Below are 19634 nucleotides of genomic sequence, written 5' to 3' on the forward strand. Positions count from 1 at the left end.
TCCAATATGAGCCGCCCGGGAAAAGTCCGCGCCCTGTTGGCCACCCTGCGCATTGCCAATGCGCCCAGCGTGGTGAGTAATGTATTCTTGGGCTTCATGGTCGGTTGGATCCAAGTCGCCGAATTCTGGAACCCGGCGAACATGGATTGGGGCAAAGCAGGCCTCGCCGCCCTCAGCGGCTTGATGCTCTACTTTGCGGGCAATCTCGCGAATGACTGGTTTGACCGCCGCTGGGATGCAGAAAAGCGTCCCGAACGCGCTCTGCCCTCAGGGCTTTTCAAACCGGGAAGCTATCTGACCTTCTCTCTGATCCTTGCGATCGGAGGCGTCTCGCTCGGCTTCTATCTGCATCTGCTCTGCGGTTGCACCGCTGTCCTGATCTGTCTGCTGATCGCGATCTATACTTACTTCCACAAGCGTGCGGTATGGGCGGTCATCCCGATGGGTTTATGCCGCGTCGGTCTCTACTTCCTCGGCTACTTCGTCTGGTGGTTGAGCCTCGATTACCTCCAAACGATCGGCTATGCGTCACAGTCGCTCGCGCTGGATAAATTGAAGATCCCTGCAATGCTTGGGGTCGGCCTTTTCTCCTACATCGTCGGGCTCTCGCTATCGGCCCGCTACGAAGGCATGGAAGATCCGCCACGGGCGCCTCAGACGATCTCGCGGATCATGCTGCTCGTTCCCTTCGTGGCGATGTCCGCTGCCTTTCTGAGCGAAGATCTGATCCCGTCCTTGATCGGAATGATTCCGTTCGGAATCTGGCTCACACTCTGCCTCACCCGATTCAAGAAGCCGATTCCACGCTACGTCTCCGCACTGCTGGCGGGCATTCCATTGGTGGACCTCATCGCCGCCACGCCGATCGTCATGGGGCTTAATGCCACGATGCCAACCCTTGGTCTCCGGGACTTGCCCCACCTCGTGGCCATGCTCGTGATCCCTGTGGTCGCTTTCATTCTCGGCCGCCTCCTCCAGCGCCTCGCCCCGGCGACTTGAAGTAGTCCGCACAGTCCCCTGTGCGGACGAAGCAGTTCTGGTGGCGCTCGGAAGCCAAGTGCCCCAGGGAAGCTGTCGCATTATCCCTCCCCGTCCCAAAGGGACGACTCATACCAGCCCGGCACGAGGAACGAAGTGCCGGGTAGGCACCCTGAACAGATCGCGTCCTGTAAGGACGCCTCATGCAGGGAAACGCAATACTTAAGCAAGGTCCCCGGAACTCCGGAGACGATCTCATCAATGCGCAGCCTTCTTCCCGCGCAACTTCGCGATCCCCGTCATCAACAAAAGCACCACCGCACCCGCCAGCACCCCGAAGATCCCGTCCAGCAAAAGCGGAATCACCTTCCAGACGAAGCCACCGCCCTCCGACATGTGCTCGAGCCAATGATGCACCGGGTCGATCCCGTGCGTCAAAATCCCACCGCCCACCAAGAACATCGCCACCGTCCCCGCGACCGACAAAAACTTCATCAGGAACGGCGCGAACCACAGGATCGCGCGACCACAAGCCTGTGCCGCCGCCGTTGCCCGTTGGCTCAGATAAAGCCCCAGGTCATCCAGCTTCACGATGCCAGCCACCAGGCCGTAGACACCCACAGTCATGATCACCCCGATGGCTGACAAAGTCATCGCCTGCTTCTCCAGCGTCTCCTTCGCCACCACACCCAGGCTGATCACGATGATCTCCGCCGATAGCACGAAGTCGGTGCGGATCGCCCCCTTGATCTTCGCCTTCTCATCCAGCTCCTCCCCGGGGGCCTTGAGCTCCACCGTCACGTCCTCGGTTGTCTTCTTCTCATGACGATGGAGGAACTGGTGCACCAGCTTCTCCACCCCCTCATAACAAAGGTAGAGACCACCCAGCATCAGCAGAGGCGTCACCAGCCACGGCGCGAATTTGCTGATCACCAGCGCCGCCGGCACCAGGATCAGCTTGTTGATAAACGAGCCCTTCGCCACAGACCACACCACCGGCAGCTCGCGCTTCGCCACCACCCCGCTCACCTGCTGGGCATTCAAGGCCAAGTCATCCCCGAGTACCCCTGCCGTCTTCGAGGCAGCGGTCTTCGTCATCACCGACACGTCATCCAGCAGTGACGCGATATCATCCAGCAGTGCGAACAGACTTCCTCCAGCCATGCCCCGATCATGCCCAGCAACCCACACCCAGGGGCAAGGCCAAATGGTCGTAGAATTACCTACAGATTTCCCAATTGAAGCAAAGTAGTCCGCACACGCCGTGTGCGGACGAATGGTCCCCAACTGCCGACCTCACCCCAAATCCCCCGAGGAAACCCGCTTCGCCTTCGACCGCAGCTTCAGATTCAGCAGCTCCACCGCCAGCGAGAAAGCCATCGAGAAGTAGATATAACCCTTCGGGAAGTGGAAGTGCATGCCCTCCGCGACCAGTGCGGTCCCGATCAAAATCAGGAAGGACAGGGCCAGCATTTTGATCGACGGATGCTTCGAGACGAAAGCGCCGATCGCTCCCGAGGCCAGCATCATCACCGCGATGGAGATCACCACCGCCACCATCATCAGCGAGACCTTGGTGGGATCATTCACCATGCCCACCGCCGTGATCACGGAATCGAGCGAGAACACGATGTCTACAATCACGATCTGAAGGAGAATCGCCCCAAAGGCACTCCTGCCTGAGCCACCACCCGGAATATCCTCATGCCCTTCGATCTTCCCGTGGATCTCCTTGGTTGACTTGTAGATCAGGAAGCCGCCCCCCAGAATCAGGATCAGGTCTTTCCATGAGACCCCGAGCTTCCCCTGATGCTCCGCCGCCGAAGGCATCATGTCCCAGAGGGTGGGGTGAATGGAGAATTCCCAGATGGGCTTCTGAAGTCCCATGATCCAGTTGATCGAGAGCAACAAGGCAAAGCGCGCAAGCATCGCCAAGCCCAGCCCCAGCAAGCGCCCCTGCTTGCGCTTCTCCTCCGGCAGCCGGTCCACCAGGATCGAAATGAACACGATGTTGTCGATCCCCAGCACGATCTCCAACAGCGACAAAGTCAGCAGCGCGCCCCAAGCCTGGGGATCATGGAGCCAGTGGAATTCAAGGAGCGACGCAAGCATACCGCGCTCCGGATAGTCGCTCTAGCATCCCCACGCAAGTCCGCGTAAGGCCCTGCCCCTACAAATCAGAATCAGCTCGCGCTGAACTCCAGCGCGCGCTGCTTCATCTGCGTCGCCATCAGGTTCAGCGCATTCGCCCGGGTCGGCGCGAGGTGCTCCTTCAGGCCGGTCTTGTCGATGAAGGTCATGTCCGCCGAAAGGATCTCATCGGGTGTCCCGCCATCCAGCACCCGCACGAAAAGCGCGATCATGCCTTTGGTGATCACCGAATCCGAGTCCGCCAGGTACTGGACCTTGCCGTCCTCAAGCTTCGCATCCAGCCAGACCTGGGATTGGCAGCCCTTGATCAGCCTGTCGGCGGTCTTCGACTCCTCCGGCATCGCTGCCAGCTTCCGGCCCAAGCCGATCACGTACTCGTAGCGCTCCTGCCAATCTGGAAAGAAAGACAGTTCCTCCAGAACTTCCTGCTGCTTCTCGGCGATGCTCATCCCCGCCCCAAGGAAGGCCCGCCCGCCGGGGATTGCACGCGGAAAAGACGCCGCAGCCCGCAAACGCCTTTTCTTGCCAAGCCTGCACTCCACCAAAAGTGGCAAGGCCCGCGCCACTTCCGGATCGCCGCCGATTCCGCGCCATGCAGCTTGAGCCGAAGCCATGGCACTCCGCCTCCGTTATCTCGCCGCCCTCGCTCTCCTGCCCCTGATCCCCTCTTGCACCGTCGCCTTGGCCAAGAGTCATGCCGAAAAGCCCAATCTCTTCGCAGGCACCCCGCGGGAGCAAGTCATCGCCAAGCTCGGCAAGCCGGTGAAGAGTTCAAGCTATCCCAAGCCCCTCCGCATCCGCGACCTGCCGGAGCGCGCCGGAAAACCCAAGATGCACCAAGGCCCTGCCTACAAGATCGCCGCGCACAAGGATGAGTTCCTCGTCCGCGGCTGGTATGGAGGCGGCTGGACCAAGATGGACTCCCTGTCCGTGAGCTCCGCCTCCACGGGATTCCTGCTGGAGCCCCTCACTAGCACTGCCGCCCTAGCCGAGCGCAGCCGGCTCGCCTCGCAACAGCACAAGGTGCGGGCCTGGTACGGGCCGGACTACCGCCTCGTTTACTCGGAGTGGGACTAAGCGCCCCACGACAGAATCGTTGCGAGCTTCTCTAGGATTGCTATCCTTCCAACATGTCCGACAAGGAACTCGCCCTACAAGCCGTCCAGCGCTTGCCAGACACCGTTTCCCTCGGGGAGATCGGTGACGAATTGGCGCTCATGGCCGCCTTGCGCGAGGGAGTGGCGCAGGCCGACGAGGGCAAGGTGAGGTCACATGAGGAGGTCAAAGCACTTCTCAGCCAATGGACTTCCAAGTAGTTTGGACCGACCTCGCGATTTCGGATCTCGCGGCGGTAGTCGAGTTCGTGGCGGCCGACAACCCGGAAGCAGCGCGAATCCTCGGCGGCGATATCATCGCAGCCACGGAGGTCCTGATGACCTTCCCCTTCATCGGCCCGGCCTATCCACGGCGTTCCCGCAGCAACGTGAGGGAGATTATCTGCCGCAAATGGTATCGGATCTTCTACCGCGTGGTGGAAGCTTCCAACCAAGTTGAGATCCTCCGTGTTTGGCATGGAGCAAGAGACGAACCGTCCCAACTCTAGCCTCCCTCACTCCTCCGGAATCGTCACCGGGATCCGCACCACGTTGTTGTCGTAGTTGGACTCGCTCAGGATCGAGTCCGGATTCACGATCACCTCGAGCTGATAGTCCCCGGCGGGCAGATCGCCGATCTCGATCCACTGCCCTGGCAGGCCGCTGTCATAGACGTCGCCCCAGCCGGCCTGGATCCCCTGCGAGCCGCAGTTGTACTTGCGGGCGGTCTTCGCGCCACGCTCCCAGCGGATGCTGTCCAGCAGGCAGAAGCTCACCTTGCGGCCGGTCCTCACCTCATTGTCGTTCATGTCCAGCAGCCGCGACGAGGCAAAGCCCTTGAAGTGGTAGTGCCCGTGGCAGGCGTGGTATTCGAAGAAGGGGTTGTCGTGCGGGTCCGGCATCACCATGTCGAGCGAGCCGATGTTCCGCACCTCGGTGCTGTAGCGCAGCAGGCGGCGCTGGCCCTCGCCGATCAGTCCCTCCTGCACCTCGCAGGACAGCGGGTCGAATTCCTCCACGCTCACATAGGGGCGCAGTGCTTCTGCCCACGGCATCAGGTCCGGTCCGTCGCCAGCGACCGCAGCCATCAGCGAGCGGCCGGAGAAAGCGCCAGTCGCATCCAGAGCGATGTAGTAGTCCCCTGCCTGGGTCTCCGGGATCACCACCCGGCTGGCCCCGCGGACCGTTGGCTCGCCCTTCACCGGCTTGCCGGTCGGCGGGGCTTGGCCGAAGAGGACCGCCAGAGCCGACTTGCCCTTGCCGCCCTCGCTCTGGACCGCCAGCCGCTGGCCGGCCTCCACGGTGACGCGGAAGAGATGCCGTCCACCCTTGCCAGAGGCGAGGTGCGAGATGGTCTTGGTGTTCACCAGATCGATCACATCGCCGGGCGGGCGAACCTGGTAAAAGGCCTCCGCAACCGGGCCTTCCTGGCCCGCATTCGGCCCGGTTTGGCCGTAGGAGCGGGCCTTCAGGGTGGTATCGCCGGTCAGGGTCACGCTGCCGGGAATGAGCGGTGATCCGGAGTCCGGATCGTTCCCGTCCGTGGTGAAGCGGGTCACGCTCTTCTTTGTGCGGGACTTGATTTTGCAGGTGACGCTGCCGGGATAAATCCCTGGCGGCGGATCAAAGGATGGTTGAACCAGCGCGCCCTTCGCCACGGGCGTTTGTACCAGCAACTGCACCCCAAAGTAGCCACCGTCCGCCTGCAGGCCGACGTACCAGACTCCCGGCTCCGGCGTGGGAATGCGGACCTGCTGCCGTGTCCCCGGATAGCGCGAGGAATAGTCGGTCTGAGCGCCATTGTAGGTCGGGTGGGCACCCTTGCGGACGAAAACGTCGATATTCCCCGTGCCGCCGCTGGTGGTCACCAGCAAGCGCTCGGCACCGGCTGGCACCTCCACGCGATAGACCACAAGGGCGTGAGGATCGCTGGCGATCAAGCCGACGATCGGCACCCCGGTTTGCACCACCTTGGGAAAGGGGGTCACCTCGTAGTGCGCCTGCAGGGGGAGCACGGCACTGAGGCCGAGCATCAGGGCGAATGCCGCTTTCATCGCGGCCGACTCTGTCGTATCCGCGCCAAAGAGAAAGCCGAAGTTCCGGGGAAAATCGCGCTTAGCGAAGCATCGACAGCGCCTTGTCCACCGCCGTCACCAGGGTCTCCACCTCCGCTGCGGTGTTGTAGGCCGCGAAGGAAGCACGGGTCGTCCCGGTGATCCCGAAGCGGGCCATCAGCGGCTGGCAGCAATGGTGGCCGGTCCGCACCGCCACCCCCATCTGGTCGATCAGGGTGCCCAGATCGTAGTGGTGAACTCCTTCAATTCCAAAGGACAGGGCGCCCGCGCGGTCCGCGGGACCGTAGAGCTTCACTCCCGGGATGGCCGACAGCCCCTCTGCCGCGGCGCTGATCAGGCCGCTCTCGTGAGCGGCGATCTCCGCCATGCCAAGGCCCTCCATGAAGTCGAAGGCCGCCGCCAGCGCGATCGCACCCTCGATGTTCGGGGTGCCGGCCTCATACTTGAAGGGCAGATCGTTGTAGGTGGTCTTGGCGAAGGTGACTTCCTTGATCATCTCACCGCCGCCGCGCCATGGCGGCAGGCTGTCGAGAACATCCCGGCGGCCCCAGAGGATGCCGATCCCGGTCGGCGCGTAGACCTTGTGGCCGGAGAGGGCCAGGAAATCCGCGCCAAGAGCTTGGACATCAATCGCCAGGTGGGGAGCCGCCTGCGCGGCATCGATCAGCACCAGTGCGCCCGCAGCCTTGGCCGCGGCGACCATTTCCTGCACCGGGTTCACGGTGCCAAAGGCATTCGAAATCCAAGTAAAGGCGACCACCTTGGTCCGGTCATTCAGCAGTGCCCGGTAGGCATCCTGGTCGAGAGTGCCGTCCTCGTGGCTGGGAATCACCTTGAGCTCGGCTCCCCGGCGCTCGCAGAGCATTTGCCAAGGCACGATATTCGAGTGGTGCTCCAGAGTCGAAATCAGCACCTCGTCGCCGGCCTGGAGCTGATCCGAACGCCCTAACACGCTGGCTACCAGATTGATCCCATCGGTGGTGCCGGAGGTGAAGATGACTTCCTCGGGGGCGCTGGCGTTCAGGTGCCTGGCGATCTTCTCGCGGGCCTCCTCGTGGGCCTTGGTCGCCAGCCGCGCCAGATGATGCACCCCGCGGTGGATGTTGGCGTTGATCGCCTCGTAGTAGTGCCGCGAGGCGTCCAGCACGGCCCTCGGCTTCTGGGAGGTCGCCGCATTGTCGAGATAGACCAGCGGGCGGCCGTTCACCGATTGATCGAGAATCGGGAACTCGGCGCGGAGGGCGGTGGGATCGAAGGCCATGTGAGGGCAAGGGAAGCGAGGGAATGCCGGGACGCACGCGAAATGTCCGCTCAGGGCTGCTTCGGCAAGTGCTCGGAGCAGTATTCCTTGCCGTCCGGCATCACGAAGAACTCCAGATCGGCGGGGTCCCGCTCATTGCGGCGGCAGACCTCGCAGACGTGGAAGGGCTCACTTTCCGGGCCCTTGGAGATCGTGAATTTGCGGCGGCGCGCAACGGCATTCACCAGAGTCTTGCGGCTCTGGATCACCCCCGGCAGCACCCACAAGCCATACGGAATCAGGGCAGGCACCGTGATCAGCAGGGTCTCAGGGTGAAGAATGCCATTGGCCAGCAAGAGGATCCCGGCCAGCCAGCCGAGGATCCGCACCTCCACCGGCAGAAGGAAGAACAGGCGGAACTCCACCTTGGGAAACAGGGTCGCGAAGGCGAGGAAGACCGAGGTGTAGAACATCATCCCGGCATTGATCGCGCCGACCCCGGGCGGCAGATCGAAGAAAAACTGGGCAGCCGCGAGGCAAAACCAAGTGGCTAGCAGGTAGAGGGTCATCCGAGTGCTACCCCAAGCTCCTTCGAGCGAATCATTGATCAAAACCGCGATCGAGACCCCGAAGAACATGAACACAACCCCCATGGGGGTGAAAGGCTGCGAGCCGAAGGGGATCAGGACGAAGGAGAAGAGCCGCCACACCTGGCCCGACAAGATCGCCTCCTTGAAGAAGACCAAATCCAAGAGAATCAGCGGCCTGGCGTAGCTCGCGGCAAAGGTGATCGCACCCAAGAATGCCAGCCACTTGAACAGACCACGGAAATGCAACCAATCCAACTTGCGTTCGAGTTTCTCCAGCCAGCGCACGGGCCGAGAGAAACCCGCCCCGCCGTTCCTGACAAGGCACAAGGGCTGGAGTGCCCCCATCGAAAACGCCACCCCGGGATTAGGGTTTGGAAGATCAGGAATCGGTGATTTCTTGCCCGCGTCCATGAGCGAACTGCCGGTCCCCCTCCCCCCCGCCGACGCCGCTCTGGAGAAAACCCGCCGCTACCTGCCCTGGGTGGTGGCGGTGGCGCTGTTCATGCAACAGCTCGACGGGACGATCGTGAACACCGCCGCACCGACGATGGCGACCTCCCTGGGGGTGGCGCCGCTGGCGCTGAAGTCGGTGCTGACCAGCTACACCATCGCGATCGCCGTGCTAATCCCGCTGAGCGGCTGGCTGGCGGACAAGTTCGGGACCCGGCGGGTCTTCGGCTTCGCGGTGGCGATTTTCACGCTCGGCTCGCTGGCCTGCGGGCTATCGCTGAACCTGCCGATGCTGGTGGCCTCCCGGGTGCTGCAGGGCGTTGGGGCGGCCTTCATGATGCCGGTAGGGCGGATCGCGCTGCTGCGGACCTTTCCCAAGTCGGGGATCCTGCGGGCGATGAATTTCGTGATCATCCCCGCCCTGCTGGGTCCCTTGCTGGGACCGCTGACCGGCGGCCTGATCGTCCACTGGCTGCCATGGCGGGTGATCTTCCTGATCAATATCCCGATTGGAATCCTTGGACTCTTCCTGGTGAAGTGGCACATGCCGGATCACCGCGGCTCCGCGACCGATCCGCTGGACACTAGGGGCTTCATCCTCTTCGGCTGCGGGATCGCTCTGCTCTCCTGGGTGTTGGAGATCTTCGGTGAACACCGCTTGGATCCGCTGCCGGTCGTGGGGCTGGCCGCGCTTTCGCTGGTCTTGATCGGCGCCTACTTCCGCCATGCGCGGCGGGTGCCAGACCCCTTGCTACCGGTGAACTTGTTCGGGATCCGCACCTTCCGGGTCTCGGTGGTCGGCGGTTTCCTGACCCGACTCGGTATCAGCGGCATGCCTTTCCTGCTGCCGCTGCTTTATCAGCTCGGCATGGGTTTCCAGCCTTGGCAGGCTGGTCTGCTGGTCATGCCACAGGCGCTCGCAGCCATCGGCATGAAGATACTGACGGAGCGGATCATGGGCCGCTGGGGCCACAAGCGGGTGCTGCTCTGCAACACCGTGCTGATCGGCCTGATGATCGCCGCCTTCTCACAGGTCGGGCCCGGCACGCCGGTGGCGGTGATCCTACTCTTCAGCGTAATGCAAGGTAGCGTCTCCGCGCTGCAATTCACGGCGATGAACTCGCTGGCCTACGCGGACACCAGCGATGCCCAGGCCAGCGACGCCAGCACGGTGGCAAGCACGGGCCAGCAGCTCGCGATCAGCTTCGGGATTGCCTTCGCCTCGCTGGTCACGGCCTGGTTCTTGGGTGGGATCGATCGCTCGGATTCCGCGCAGCTCATTCCCGCACTGCACAAAGCCTACCTGCTGTTAGGCGGAGTGACGGTAGCGAGTTCGGCGATGTTCCTGACGCTGCGTGCTAGCGACGGGGACAATGTGAGCGGACACGCGCAAGCGCGGAACTTGGAGGAGCCGGTGGAGGGGTAAGAGTTGCCCCGGCATCGCAAACCCGAACCCAGCTGCTCCGCGGTTCATCAATGAGCGTCTCCGCTGGGCATGGCTGGAGGCGAGACCTTGCGCATCAGGGGAACCAGGAGGGCGCCGATTCCGAAGCAAATGGCGATGACCAGGAAGGCATCCGCGAAGCTGAGGACTTGGGCCTCGCGGAAGGTCAGGGACCAGAGCCGCTTGAGGGCCACGGCGTGACCGTGCAGGGCATCGCCACCATGCAGGCCGGCGAAACGATTGCCGGTCTTGTGAAGCATGTCCTGCATGGCGGTGTTGCCGGAGTTCAGATTCTCGGCCAAGCGCAGGAAGTGGAGATTGGTGCGGTTGTTGAGGAGCGTGCCGCAGATCGCGATGCCGATCGCACCGCCGAGATTGCGCATCATGTTGAACAAGCCGCTGGCATATTTGAGGCGCTCCGGCGGCAGACTGCCCAAGCCGAGGTTCACGGCAGGTGCCACCGCGAAGACCTGGGGAAAACCGCGCAGCACCTGCGGCCAGAAGAGTTCCGATGAACCCCAGTCGTGGGTGATAAAGGTGAAGCTCCACAGCCCGAAGCCGAAGAGAGCCAAGCCGAACATCATCAGCCAGCGGGTATCAAACTTGCGGGCCAGCATGATGTAGGCTGCCGTTCCCACCAGCGAGGCCGCTCCGGTGGAAGCGACCGCGAGTCCCGTCTGCCATGCACTATAACCGCGGACGTAGCCCAGGAAGAGCGGTGTCAGATAGACGGTGGCGAAGATGCCCACACCCGTGATGAACGAAAGCACACAGCCCAGCAGGAAATTCCGGTTCGCGAAGGCGCGCAGGTCTACGACCGGGCTGGCGGAAGCCAGACAGCGGACCACGAAGAGCACACCGGTCACCGCGGCGATCACGGCGAAGGTCGTGATGGCTTCATCATCGAACCAATTCCAGCGGGCACCTTCTTCCAGCACATACTGAAGGCTGCCCAGGAAGACGGCCATCAGTGCAATCCCGAGGTAGTCCGCCCGCCTGATGAGCGAGAAATCCGGCTCATCGATCTTCACAAGAAAGGGGACAGCGATAGCAACCGCAGCGCCGGGAATGAGATTGATGTAGAAGATCCAGCGCCAGTCCAAGCTATCGGTGATCCAGCCGCCGATCACCGGCCCCAAGGTCGGAGCTATCGATGCGATGGTGCCGATGACCGCGGCGGAGTAGACCCGGCGCGCGCCTTGGAAATAGTGGAAAGACGAGGTGAAGACCGTCGGAATCATCGATGCGCCGAGGAAGCCTTGGAGCACCCGGAACACGATCATGCTCTCGATATTCCACGCGAGGGCGCAGAGCAGACTGGTGATGGTAAAGCCGGTGGCCGAGATCGTGAACAACCAGCGCGTGGAGAAGACCCGGGTCAGCCAACCGGAAAGCGGAATGGTGATGATCTCCGCAATTAGATAAGCGGTCTGCACCCAGCCGATTTGGTCGCGTGAGGCAGACAGACCACCGCCAATGTCCTGCAGGGAAGAAGCGACGATCTGGATGTCCAGCAGGGCCATGAACATGCCCACGCACATGACGACGAAGGGCAGAACATCCCGGAAGCGGAAGGGCGTTTGTGCGACCGCATTCACGAGCCCTCCTTTCCACTGGAACGCGTGTCCACCTCCGCCTTCACCGAAAGGCCGGGCCGCAATTGGAATGAGGCCCCCTCCAGGTCATCGAGCACCACGCGGACCGCGAGGCGCTGCACGATGCGGGTGAAATTCCCGGTGGCATTTTCCGGCGGCAAGACGCTGAACTGCGCACCAGTGGCGGGGGCGATACTCGTCACCTTGCCGGTGAAAGTCTTGCCGGGGATTGAATCGATCCGAACCGAGGCAGGCGAGCCCGGCGCCATGCCCGCAATTTGGCTCTCCTTGAAGTTCGCATCGATCCAGAGGCCATGCACGGGCACCAGCGAGATGAGCTGCGAGCCGGTGCCGGCATAGGCACCCACCTGGGCACTGCGATTGCCGACGATGCCATCCACCGGGGCGCGGAGCTCCACGTAGCTGAGATCCAGGCGTGCGGATTCCCGCTGGGCCAGGGACTGGGCCAAGGAGGCCTCCGCCTGCAGCTTCTGCGCGGCGATAACTTCCAGGTAGCGCTGCGCCGCTTCCAAGGCGGAGCGGGTCTTGGCTCCCGCAGCCTCGGCGCGCTGGTAGTCGGCATCGGCTTGCTGCGACGCTTGCGCGGAAATCGCATGGGCGGACAAGAGCCTTTGCAAGCGGGATTGATCTTCGCGGCTGCGGGTGATCTCCGCCAGCGCCGCATTCACTTCCGCCTCGGCCTGGGCAATCGTGGCAAGATGCTGGTGCCGCGTGGCATCGAGATTCGCCAAGGCAGCCTGCTGCATGGCGACTGCAGCGTTCGCCTTTGCGAGGGCCGCGCGGTAGTCGCGATCATCGAGTTGAACCAGGAGGTCGCCGGCGTGGACGAGCTGATTGTCCTCCACCGCAACCCGCGCGATGAAGCCGGAAACCTGTGGCGCGATACTGGTCACGTTGCCACCGACATAGGCGTCGTCGGTGCTCTCCATGAATCGCCCGATGGTCCACCAGCGGTGAGTCCATTTGGCGGTACCGGTGGCAGCGAGAACAAGGAGGCCAAGCAGGAGCGCTCGCTTCAAGATCGATTGGCGGCGGGCGTTGGGGATCGTCTCTGTGCCCGGATGGCCGCTGACATCGGAAGCGGCGGGAATTGAGGTGGTTTGCATGATCTCAAACGGTTAGATTTTGTTGGCGGCGCCGCCGGCCGCATTGGCGAAAGCCAGCTTCATGGCGGACAAGTGAAGGGCCACCGCGAGGGGCACGAAAAAGCCGGGTATGAACATGAAGGGAAAGGTCCCTATCATCAGGTTGGGGACCTCGGCGTGGATGAGGTTCAGAGGACCCGGAGCGGTCAGCACGGCGCGAACCACAACATTCGCCAGGGCGAGGAGTCCCAACACATTCCAAACGATTGCGATCACCGGCCCGTGCTTGGAGCGAGCCGAGATCAGAGCCACCAGTGGTGCCGTGGCCCCCACGTAGATATCCACGTTCGCGCCGGAGAAGGTCAGCACTGCCGGCACAAGTCCCTCGTGCCAGAGTTGATGAATGAAGAGTTCGACGATGACGCGGAAGCTCTGGATGGATAGCAGGAGCGAGAGCGGAAGGGCCGGCCCGACAGGCGCTCTCAAAGTGCCGACAGCGAGAAGCCCCAGAAAGAGCATCACCGGAGCGAACAAGAATACCGCCCCGGGCGGACGCATCTCGGTATTCCGGATGACACCTGAATAGCCGATCACAGCCACATAGGCCAACCAAGTGATCAAGGAGACAGTGGCGATGATCGCGGAGCGCCGTGCCAAGCCACGCCAGACCAGCCATAGAACGACCCCCGCCATCGCTGCCACAAACACGAGGAAAAGGAGAGCGGTCATGGTTTTGTTTGGTTGGGCAGGACGACATCGACCTTTCCCGTGGCAAGGTCGTAAACCATGCCGGTGATGCAGATCCCGGCAGCCAGTTGCGGATTCGCCTTCAGGGCAGTCACGTCCACCGCCACGGATTGATAGGGGTCGGTGATGGCCAACTCCGCCAGGCCGGACATCTCTACCCCGAAGTGCTTGGCAAGTAGCTCCGGGGAATGAGCAAGACAGTTGATCCCACAATCCGTGTGATGCAAGACGATGAGGTTCCAGCCCGGACCCACTTCCTCACCATTCAATTTCGCGACCATGCCCAGCATAGCCAGGGTCTGGAGCGTGGAGGGAAAAACCCGGCCGCCTATATTGCGGATTACAGCGGCCTCTCCGGCTGCCAGACCGAAGAGGTCGCCGGGATCCACGCGGGGATCGACACAAGCGAGGATCGTCGTCTTCAACGAAGGCAACATCTTCAAGCCGGGGCTAAAGCGACTCGCGGCAAATGCAGCGTTTCTTTGGGTGAGTGTTTCGATGGTGCTCATGAGTGGATTCTCCAGAGGAGGAGTTGGATACAGGCTCGGCCAATGTTGCATATACAACATTAAGCCCAAATAAAAAGTGCCTCAGCCGGGCTTGGACTTCATGAGGCGCTTGGCCATGTCCTCGATGGCCGCGACGTTGTTGTCGCCGAGCATGGACTTGGCTTTCTCCTGCGCTTTCTCCCATGCGGGACGGACCTTGTGCAGCAGGCTAAGACCCGCAGCCGTCAGGACCATCGGCCGGGCCCGACCGCCCGCGCTGGTGGCGATCTCCTCGATCCAACCTTCCGAGATCAGAACCTTGAGATTGCGCGTCAGGGTGGAGCGGTCCTGGTGATGGTAGCGCCCGATCTCCGCGCGGCTGGCGGGGCCGATCCGGTAGATGACCACAAGCATCGCAAACTGCGGGGCATTCAATCCGAACTGCCGGAGCTCGTCGTCATAAACGCCGGTGAGCACCCGCGAGGTCAGCCGGGTGCGCATGAGCAGGCAAGTGGAGGCGAATTCGGTGATGACCTCATCACCGGCTGCCGGAGTTCCATTGCGCTTCATGGGAGAACTAATGTTGCATATACAACATTGAGTCAAATCCCTTTTCCGGAATTTTTCCGGAAGCCGTCCCTAAGCTCCCTACTTCGAGCTGGCGCGGTAGTAGTGACGGGTGCCCTGCACGACCGGCGTGGTGGTGCCGATCAGGGTATGGTCGCCATCGGGGATAAACTGCGAGCTGAGGGGCAGCCAATTCACGAGGTCATCGCTGCCTTCAAAATCCACCCAAGAGCCCGGCGTGCCGACGACCCTGAATTGATACAGGCCACCCGGGGTCAAGGTCCCCGGCTGCAGCACCAAGTTCGGCGAGGGACGGGCGCTGATTGCGATCGACGGCGCTTCACCCGGTACTCCGACCGGCGAGCGACCACCCAAGCTGAAACGGCAGCAGCACTCCTGAACCTGCGTCTGCAGGTCGAAGGCGAGAACCGTGGGCCCGAGATCGACTGGCGAGCCGCCAGCGAGCAATTCCGGCACGCCATCCCCATCCACATCGCCGGTGGCAACCGTGATGCCGCCGGTGAAGTCATCACCGAAGGGCGAGTAGCTTCCCAGATCCGCGGAGCTGAGACCATCGAAGACCTTCACGTGCGGGCCACCACCCGCACCGCCACCGACCATTTTGGAAATGATCACATAGGGTGGCGAGGTCGGCCGCAGACGCCCATCGCCCAAGGCTGCCACTTCCACCCCGCCGGTGTAGCCAAGATCGAAGGCAAAGAAGCTATTGGTCTCCACCCCAGTCGAACCATCGAAGACCTTCACGTGTGGACCACCGCCCGCACGCGCGCCCGTAATGATCTCCGCCCGGCCATCACCATTCAGATCACCTGCGGCAACGCTGACACCGCCTGCGAAGCCGCGATAAGCCAAGAAGCTGCGGATCTCCGCGCCAGTCTTGCCGTCGAAGACCTTCACATGCGGGCCACCGCCCGCAGCGGCACCAGTGACGATGTCCGCCACACCATCGCCATTCACATCCCCGGTCGCCACGGTGACACCGCCGGTGAAGGCGACATCGTAGGCAAGGAAGGATCGGAGCAGTTGATTGGTGCGACCGTCGAAGGCCTTCACGTGCGGAGCGCCGCCCGCGCCTGCAGCGACGACGATGTCAGGGACACCATCACCATTCACATCACCGCTGGCCACGCGGACACCGCCGGTGAAGGAGGGATCGAAGGCATTCGTGTTAAGGGTGAGATTTGAGCGCGGCGACCAGATCAAGGCGCGCGGTGCGCTGCCGCCGGTGGCCAACTCCGCCAAGCCGTCCTTGTCGATATCGCCGACGGCGAGCGGGAATTGGTCGCCCTCGCTGGTCTCGTCATCTCCCCAAGTCCACATCTCACGGTTGGCATAGGGGTCGCCTGTCTTGTTGCTCTTGAGGACCTCCACACGGCGGCGGCCATTGACCACGCCACCGATCGCGAGATCCGCGCGGCCATCGCCATCCAGATCTCCGACTGCCACGCGCACGCCTCCGAGCGAACGGCCGCCGAAGGGGAAATAGGAAACCTCGGTAGGTGGACCACCGGTGCCGAAGCTGGCACCGCTGAAGACCTTCACATGCGGACCACCGCCCGCACCGGTCGCGGTGATAATCTCGGCGCGGCCATCGCCATCCAGGTCACCAGCCGCGACGTAGATGCCACCCGCCGGTGCCTCCTTATAGGCAGCAAAGGAGAAGATCTCAGTCTCGCTGAGACCATCGAAGACTTTCACGTGCGGCCCCCCACCGGCACCGGCCGCGGTGATGATGTCGTCCACGCCGTCCCCGGTCACATCACCGGTGGCGACGCGGATGCCGCTGTTGAAGGAGTCATCGTAGGGCACGAAGATGTTCATCATCTTGCCGTCCTTGCCGAAGACCTTGATGTGGGGACCACCACCCGCGCCAGCTCCGGTGACGATCGCTGATTCCCCACCTTCAAAATGGCCGACGGCCACGAAGCGCGGTGCCGTGGCGCCCCCAGCGCCGCCCCCACCCTCGGGCACTTGGATCTCCAGTATCGGTGCAGTAAGCGAGGCCACCGATGCGGTGCCTCCATGGCGGTAGACCTTGATGTGGGGACCGCCACCGGGACCGCCGCGGAGAGTGCTGCAGACCAAGTCCGCCGCGCCGTCGCCATCCAGATCCCCGATCGCGAGATGGACGCCCGGTTCATCGATCGCGATGGCCGAGCCGGGAAGCGGATGGGAGCCGCCGGGCAGATCCTCGCGGAAGGCCTGCGGGTAGAAGGGAAAGCGCTGCGGCATGAAGTCGCGGCGCTGGACGAGCGGCGCACCGCCGGGACCAGCCCCGGCGAGAATGCGGAATTGCGGTTCGCTGCCAGCCTGCGTCGGCGGCGCGGTCAGGCTGCAGATGAGCAGGACGGAAAGACGCGAAGACGATCCGGCAAGGCGGCTCAGGGTTTTCATGAATAAGGGAGGGAAACTACGTAAGAGTTTACATCCCGCTTCTCCTAGGGACAGCCTTTTTCTCCGGCCCGCTACTTCAAGCGGCTGGCTAGCAGCCAGAGGATCGCAGGCACGCCGATGCTGAAGCCGAAGGCCCATGCCGGAGCATCCCGGCCAACCGAGCCGATCCAAGCATAGAGGAAGCCGACCGGGAGGCTGCCGCAAGTCATGGAAGCCAAGAAGCGACCGAAGGGCATGCGCACAAGGCCGGCGGTGCAGGAAAGCGCTTCCGGAAGAATCGGCACGGCACGGGAGAGGGCGATCATCCAGCCGCCGCCCTTGGTGAAGAGCTTCTGGCCCTTTTCGAAGTCACCATCGCCCAGAAGTTTCCGCGCACCCTTCTCGCCGATCAGGCGGCCGACGCCGTAGCCGAAGAGGCCGGCAAGAATGGATCCCGCGGAGGCGATCAGGCCGCCCCAAGCGGTGCCATAGACCCAGCCCAAGGCGGACATGACGACGGTGCCAGGCACAGGAAGCACAAGGTCCGCCGCCAGCAGGCCGATGCCCGCAGCCCAAGCCCACGGGCCAGCGCCCTCGATCCATGCCACCGCACCGGCGAGAGTGAAGCGCTGCTCCCAAGCTCCGCCCCAGATCAGCCAGACGGCGATGACCAAGGCAGCGAGAGCGATGAACCAGAACAGCAATCTCATGTCCCGGTCATGCTGCTAGAAGACCCACCACGCCAGCAAGGTCACGGCCACGAGGCAGAAGAAATCGAGCAGCGCGCCAGCCTTCATCATCTGGCGCTGGGGGATCTTGCCGGTGGCGAAGACGATCGCATTCGGCGGGGTGGCGACTGGCAGCATGAAGCCGCAGGAGGAGGCGATCGCGATCGGGATCACCAGCTTCGCCGGGGCGACGCCGAGCTCCTTGCCTATGGAGTAGAAGATCGGCACCATGAGGATGGCGGTGGCGGTATTGCTGGAGAACTCACCCAGCAGGATTACGAAAGCCAATGAGGTGCCGATAACCAGGATCAAGGGCCAGTCGTGTACCAGCGCCACGATCTGCCGCGCGAGGAAGGTGCTGGTACCGGTCTTGTCCAGAATCGCACTGAGTGCCAAGCCGCCGCCGAAGAGCAGCAGGACACCCCACTCCGTGCCCCTTTCGATATCGCGCCAGCCGGCGGCCTTGGAGATCACCAGCGCGACAACCGCGAGCAAGGCGACCAGGGTATCGGTATCCGCGGCGATGCCAAAGTGCTTGCCGATGATCTCGCCGAAGATCCACAGCAGGCCCGCCATGCCGAAGATCACCAGGGTCGCGATGCGGCGGCCGTGCCACTCGAAGGCGATGGCCTCGGGACGCGGAAAGGTGGCTGGCACGGGACGGCAGGTCAGGCGGAGTGCAAGGACCATCAACGGCAGGAGAACAAGCATCGAAGGGATGCCGAAGCGCAGCCACTCCTGGAAGCCGATGTTCAGCTGATCCGCGGCGATGCCATTCGGCGGTGTGCCGACCACCGTGCCGAGGCCACCGACGCTGGAGGCGTAGGCGGTGCCGAGAAGAAGGAACATCGAATTACAATCGGTGGCCTCGCCGGGTGGCAGCTGGCGGAGGATGCCCAATACCAACGGGATCATCAGCGCGGTGGTGGCGGTATTGCTCATCCACATCGAGAGGAAGGCGGTGGCGCAGAAGACCAACCAGGAGACGCGCATGAAGCGACCCCGGCCAGCGACCATGATCCAATTCGCGATCCAGCGATCGAGGCCCTGCACGGTCATGGCGGAGGCCAAGGCGAAGCCGCCGAAGAAAAGGTAGATGAGCGGATGACTGAAGTTCGAGAGCGCCGACTTCATGTCCATCGCGCCGGTGAGGGTCGCAAGGATCGGCACCAGCAGCGCGGAAGCGGCGAGGGGGAGAACCTCCATCATCCACAGCACGCCGATGCAAAGGAAGATCCCGAGACCAAGACGGATCTTGTCCGGATTGAGTCCAGTCGCAGCCGCCTGCGAGACATCGATCGGCAACAAGCGAGACAGCGGGATCAAGGCAAGGCAGCCCGCCAGCATCGCGAGCTGCCGCCAGGAAAAGGACTGGGAAGCGGTGGAGTCATGCTGGGGAGGTGGCTCTTCCATGATTCTTCGGATGGCATTCGGTCGGCAACAGCAAGCGTCCTAACACGAGACGGATTTCCCCGCGCCGCGAGGGATGAATTCCCACGTTCGTGGGAGCATGCGCTTAACAGTCCTTAACACGACAAGCGCGCATTTCCCTGCTTTTGTCATCGCATACCCAAGAGCGCAGGCAGCGATGCCCGCACACCACGGGAAACCAGATTTCCAGGAGAAGTAATTCCCGGGGTGCAGGTGTGGCTCGCCACACGGAGGAGCTGCACTCCGGGTTTCTTTTGTACGGATTGCGACCAGCACGGCGCGGCGGATTACGCATTTCCACGCAGGCCGGAGAGGTTCCCGCTTAACAGTCCTTAACACGACAAGCGGCCGAATCCGTGCTTTAGTATCACCAGTTCCGAGAGCGCGGGCCGCAAGGCCAGCACACGAGGAAGCCAGTTTTCCAGGAGAAGTTAATTCCCGGGGTGCAGGTGTGGTTCGCCACACGGAGGAGCTGCACTCCGGGTTTTTCTTGTACGCGATCGCGGCATCTAACAGGTCAATTCCGCTTAACAGTCCTTAACACGACAAGCAGCCG

The 19634-nt window shown here is 62.7% G+C and carries 19 protein-coding genes; 5 read left to right on the plus strand and 14 right to left on the minus strand.

Annotated elements, in window-relative coordinates:
* Positions 1-6: 6 nt before the first annotated feature.
* Positions 7-999 carry a UbiA family prenyltransferase gene (locus BV071_RS11725; RefSeq protein ID WP_035606728.1) on the plus strand — a complete coding sequence of 331 codons (993 nt, stop codon included), beginning with the start codon at positions 7-9 and terminating at the stop codon, positions 997-999.
* A gap of 237 nt (positions 1000-1236) precedes the next feature.
* On the opposite strand, the gene BV071_RS11730 is transcribed toward BV071_RS11725, so the two are convergent.
* From BV071_RS11730 to BV071_RS11740, 3 genes are all read right to left on the minus strand, one after another.
* Complete coding sequence (locus tag BV071_RS11730; protein WP_035606731.1) at positions 1237-2142, minus strand: DUF808 domain-containing protein; 906 nt, start codon at positions 2140-2142, stop codon at positions 1237-1239.
* 132 nt (positions 2143-2274) lie between these two features.
* A complete protein-coding gene (locus tag BV071_RS11735) occupies positions 2275-3090 on the minus strand; it encodes a TerC family protein (RefSeq protein ID WP_035606734.1) in 816 nt (271 codons plus the stop codon).
* Positions 3091-3161: 71 nt separating this feature from the next.
* Positions 3162-3578, minus strand: a complete 417-nt coding sequence (locus BV071_RS11740) for a SufE family protein (RefSeq protein WP_035606737.1) — start codon at positions 3576-3578, stop codon at positions 3162-3164.
* Between the two features lie 163 nt (positions 3579-3741).
* On the opposite strand from BV071_RS11740, the gene BV071_RS11745 reads away from it, so the two are divergent.
* Genes BV071_RS11745 through BV071_RS11755 form a run of 3 tightly spaced genes read left to right on the plus strand, consistent with a single transcriptional unit; the run spans position 3742 to position 4732 of the window.
* Positions 3742-4206 (plus strand): hypothetical protein, encoded by a 465-nt coding sequence (locus BV071_RS11745; protein WP_035606741.1) that lies wholly within the window; start codon positions 3742-3744, stop codon positions 4204-4206.
* A gap of 53 nt (positions 4207-4259) precedes the next feature.
* Entirely contained in the window at positions 4260-4445 is a 186-nt protein-coding gene (locus tag BV071_RS11750) for a hypothetical protein (protein ID WP_035606744.1), read from the plus strand.
* On the plus strand, positions 4430-4732 hold the full coding sequence (locus BV071_RS11755; RefSeq protein ID WP_035606747.1) for a type II toxin-antitoxin system RelE/ParE family toxin: 303 nt from the start codon (positions 4430-4432) through the stop codon (positions 4730-4732). Before BV071_RS11750 ends, BV071_RS11755 begins: the two co-directional genes overlap by 16 nt.
* Positions 4733-4738: 6 nt before the next feature.
* Here the strand turns inward: BV071_RS11755 and BV071_RS11760 are convergent, their stop codons facing one another.
* The 3 genes from BV071_RS11760 to BV071_RS11770 form a co-directional block, all read right to left on the minus strand.
* Positions 4739-6277, minus strand: a complete 1539-nt coding sequence (locus BV071_RS11760; protein WP_035606750.1) for a lysyl oxidase family protein — start codon at positions 6275-6277, stop codon at positions 4739-4741.
* 61 nt (positions 6278-6338) lie between these two features.
* Positions 6339-7559 (minus strand): cysteine desulfurase, encoded by a 1221-nt coding sequence (locus tag BV071_RS11765; RefSeq protein ID WP_035606753.1) that lies wholly within the window; start codon positions 7557-7559, stop codon positions 6339-6341.
* A 50-nt stretch (positions 7560-7609) separates the two neighbouring features.
* A complete protein-coding gene (locus tag BV071_RS11770; protein ID WP_035606756.1) occupies positions 7610-8413 on the minus strand; it encodes a hypothetical protein in 804 nt (267 codons plus the stop codon).
* 124 nt (positions 8414-8537) lie between these two features.
* Between BV071_RS11770 and BV071_RS11775 the strand changes: the two genes are divergently transcribed.
* Entirely contained in the window at positions 8538-10004 is a 1467-nt protein-coding gene (locus BV071_RS11775; protein WP_052573172.1) for a DHA2 family efflux MFS transporter permease subunit, read from the plus strand.
* 47 nt (positions 10005-10051) lie between these two features.
* Here BV071_RS11775 and BV071_RS11780 read toward each other — a convergent pair whose 3' ends face one another.
* The 8 genes from BV071_RS11780 to BV071_RS11815 form a co-directional block, all read right to left on the minus strand.
* Entirely contained in the window at positions 10052-11563 is a 1512-nt protein-coding gene (locus BV071_RS11780) for a DHA2 family efflux MFS transporter permease subunit (RefSeq protein WP_052573202.1), read from the minus strand.
* 53 nt (positions 11564-11616) lie between these two features.
* Positions 11617-12744, minus strand: a complete 1128-nt coding sequence (locus BV071_RS11785; protein WP_035606762.1) for an HlyD family secretion protein — start codon at positions 12742-12744, stop codon at positions 11617-11619.
* Positions 12745-12756: 12 nt separating this feature from the next.
* Entirely contained in the window at positions 12757-13452 is a 696-nt protein-coding gene (locus BV071_RS11790; protein WP_052573173.1) for a hypothetical protein, read from the minus strand.
* A complete protein-coding gene (locus BV071_RS11795) occupies positions 13449-13907 on the minus strand; it encodes a carbonic anhydrase (protein ID WP_265594351.1) in 459 nt (152 codons plus the stop codon). Before BV071_RS11795 ends, BV071_RS11790 begins: the two co-directional genes overlap by 4 nt.
* Positions 13908-14060: 153 nt before the next feature.
* Positions 14061-14528, minus strand: coding sequence for a MarR family winged helix-turn-helix transcriptional regulator (locus tag BV071_RS11800; protein WP_035606768.1), 468 nt, complete (start codon positions 14526-14528; stop codon positions 14061-14063).
* A gap of 78 nt (positions 14529-14606) precedes the next feature.
* The gene (locus BV071_RS11805; RefSeq protein WP_035606770.1) at positions 14607-16940 is read right to left on the minus strand and encodes a VCBS repeat-containing protein; all 2334 of its coding nucleotides are present in this window, start codon (positions 16938-16940) and stop codon (positions 14607-14609) included.
* 71 nt (positions 16941-17011) lie between these two features.
* Positions 17012-17629 carry a VTT domain-containing protein gene (locus BV071_RS11810; RefSeq protein ID WP_081885940.1) on the minus strand — a complete coding sequence of 206 codons (618 nt, stop codon included), beginning with the start codon at positions 17627-17629 and terminating at the stop codon, positions 17012-17014.
* A 15-nt stretch (positions 17630-17644) separates the two neighbouring features.
* Positions 17645-19060, minus strand: coding sequence for an SLC13 family permease (locus BV071_RS11815; protein WP_052573181.1), 1416 nt, complete (start codon positions 19058-19060; stop codon positions 17645-17647).
* Positions 19061-19634: the final 574 nt, after the last annotated feature.

This window comes from Haloferula sp. BvORR071 (assembly GCF_000739615.1).
Classification (GTDB): Bacteria; Verrucomicrobiota; Verrucomicrobiia; order Verrucomicrobiales; family Akkermansiaceae; genus Haloferula.

Bases quoted from the DNA above. Each gene is read 5' to 3' on its own strand.
- BV071_RS11725 (WP_035606728.1), top strand. From the start codon at position 7: ATGAGCCGCCCGGGAAAAGTCCGCGCCCTGTTGGCCACCCTGCGCATT.
- BV071_RS11730 (WP_035606731.1), bottom strand. From the start codon at position 2,142: ATGGCTGGAGGAAGTCTGTTCGCACTGCTGGATGATATCGCGTCACTG.
- BV071_RS11735 (WP_035606734.1), bottom strand. From the start codon at position 3,090: ATGCTTGCGTCGCTCCTTGAATTCCACTGGCTCCATGATCCCCAGGCT.
- BV071_RS11740 (WP_035606737.1), bottom strand. From the start codon at position 3,578: ATGAGCATCGCCGAGAAGCAGCAGGAAGTTCTGGAGGAACTGTCTTTC.
- BV071_RS11745 (WP_035606741.1), top strand. From the start codon at position 3,742: ATGGCACTCCGCCTCCGTTATCTCGCCGCCCTCGCTCTCCTGCCCCTG.
- BV071_RS11750 (WP_035606744.1), top strand. From the start codon at position 4,260: ATGTCCGACAAGGAACTCGCCCTACAAGCCGTCCAGCGCTTGCCAGAC.
- BV071_RS11755 (WP_035606747.1), top strand. From the start codon at position 4,430: ATGGACTTCCAAGTAGTTTGGACCGACCTCGCGATTTCGGATCTCGCG.
- BV071_RS11760 (WP_035606750.1), bottom strand. From the start codon at position 6,277: ATGAAAGCGGCATTCGCCCTGATGCTCGGCCTCAGTGCCGTGCTCCCC.
- BV071_RS11765 (WP_035606753.1), bottom strand. From the start codon at position 7,559: ATGGCCTTCGATCCCACCGCCCTCCGCGCCGAGTTCCCGATTCTCGAT.
- BV071_RS11775 (WP_052573172.1), top strand. From the start codon at position 8,538: ATGAGCGAACTGCCGGTCCCCCTCCCCCCCGCCGACGCCGCTCTGGAG.
- BV071_RS11780 (WP_052573202.1), bottom strand. From the start codon at position 11,563: ATGTGCGTGGGCATGTTCATGGCCCTGCTGGACATCCAGATCGTCGCT.
- BV071_RS11785 (WP_035606762.1), bottom strand. From the start codon at position 12,744: ATGCAAACCACCTCAATTCCCGCCGCTTCCGATGTCAGCGGCCATCCG.
- BV071_RS11790 (WP_052573173.1), bottom strand. From the start codon at position 13,452: ATGACCGCTCTCCTTTTCCTCGTGTTTGTGGCAGCGATGGCGGGGGTC.
- BV071_RS11795 (WP_265594351.1), bottom strand. From the start codon at position 13,907: ATGTTGCCTTCGTTGAAGACGACGATCCTCGCTTGTGTCGATCCCCGC.
- BV071_RS11800 (WP_035606768.1), bottom strand. From the start codon at position 14,528: ATGAAGCGCAATGGAACTCCGGCAGCCGGTGATGAGGTCATCACCGAA.
- BV071_RS11805 (WP_035606770.1), bottom strand. From the start codon at position 16,940: ATGAAAACCCTGAGCCGCCTTGCCGGATCGTCTTCGCGTCTTTCCGTC.
- BV071_RS11810 (WP_081885940.1), bottom strand. From the start codon at position 17,629: ATGAGATTGCTGTTCTGGTTCATCGCTCTCGCTGCCTTGGTCATCGCC.
- BV071_RS11815 (WP_052573181.1), bottom strand. From the start codon at position 19,060: ATGGAAGAGCCACCTCCCCAGCATGACTCCACCGCTTCCCAGTCCTTT.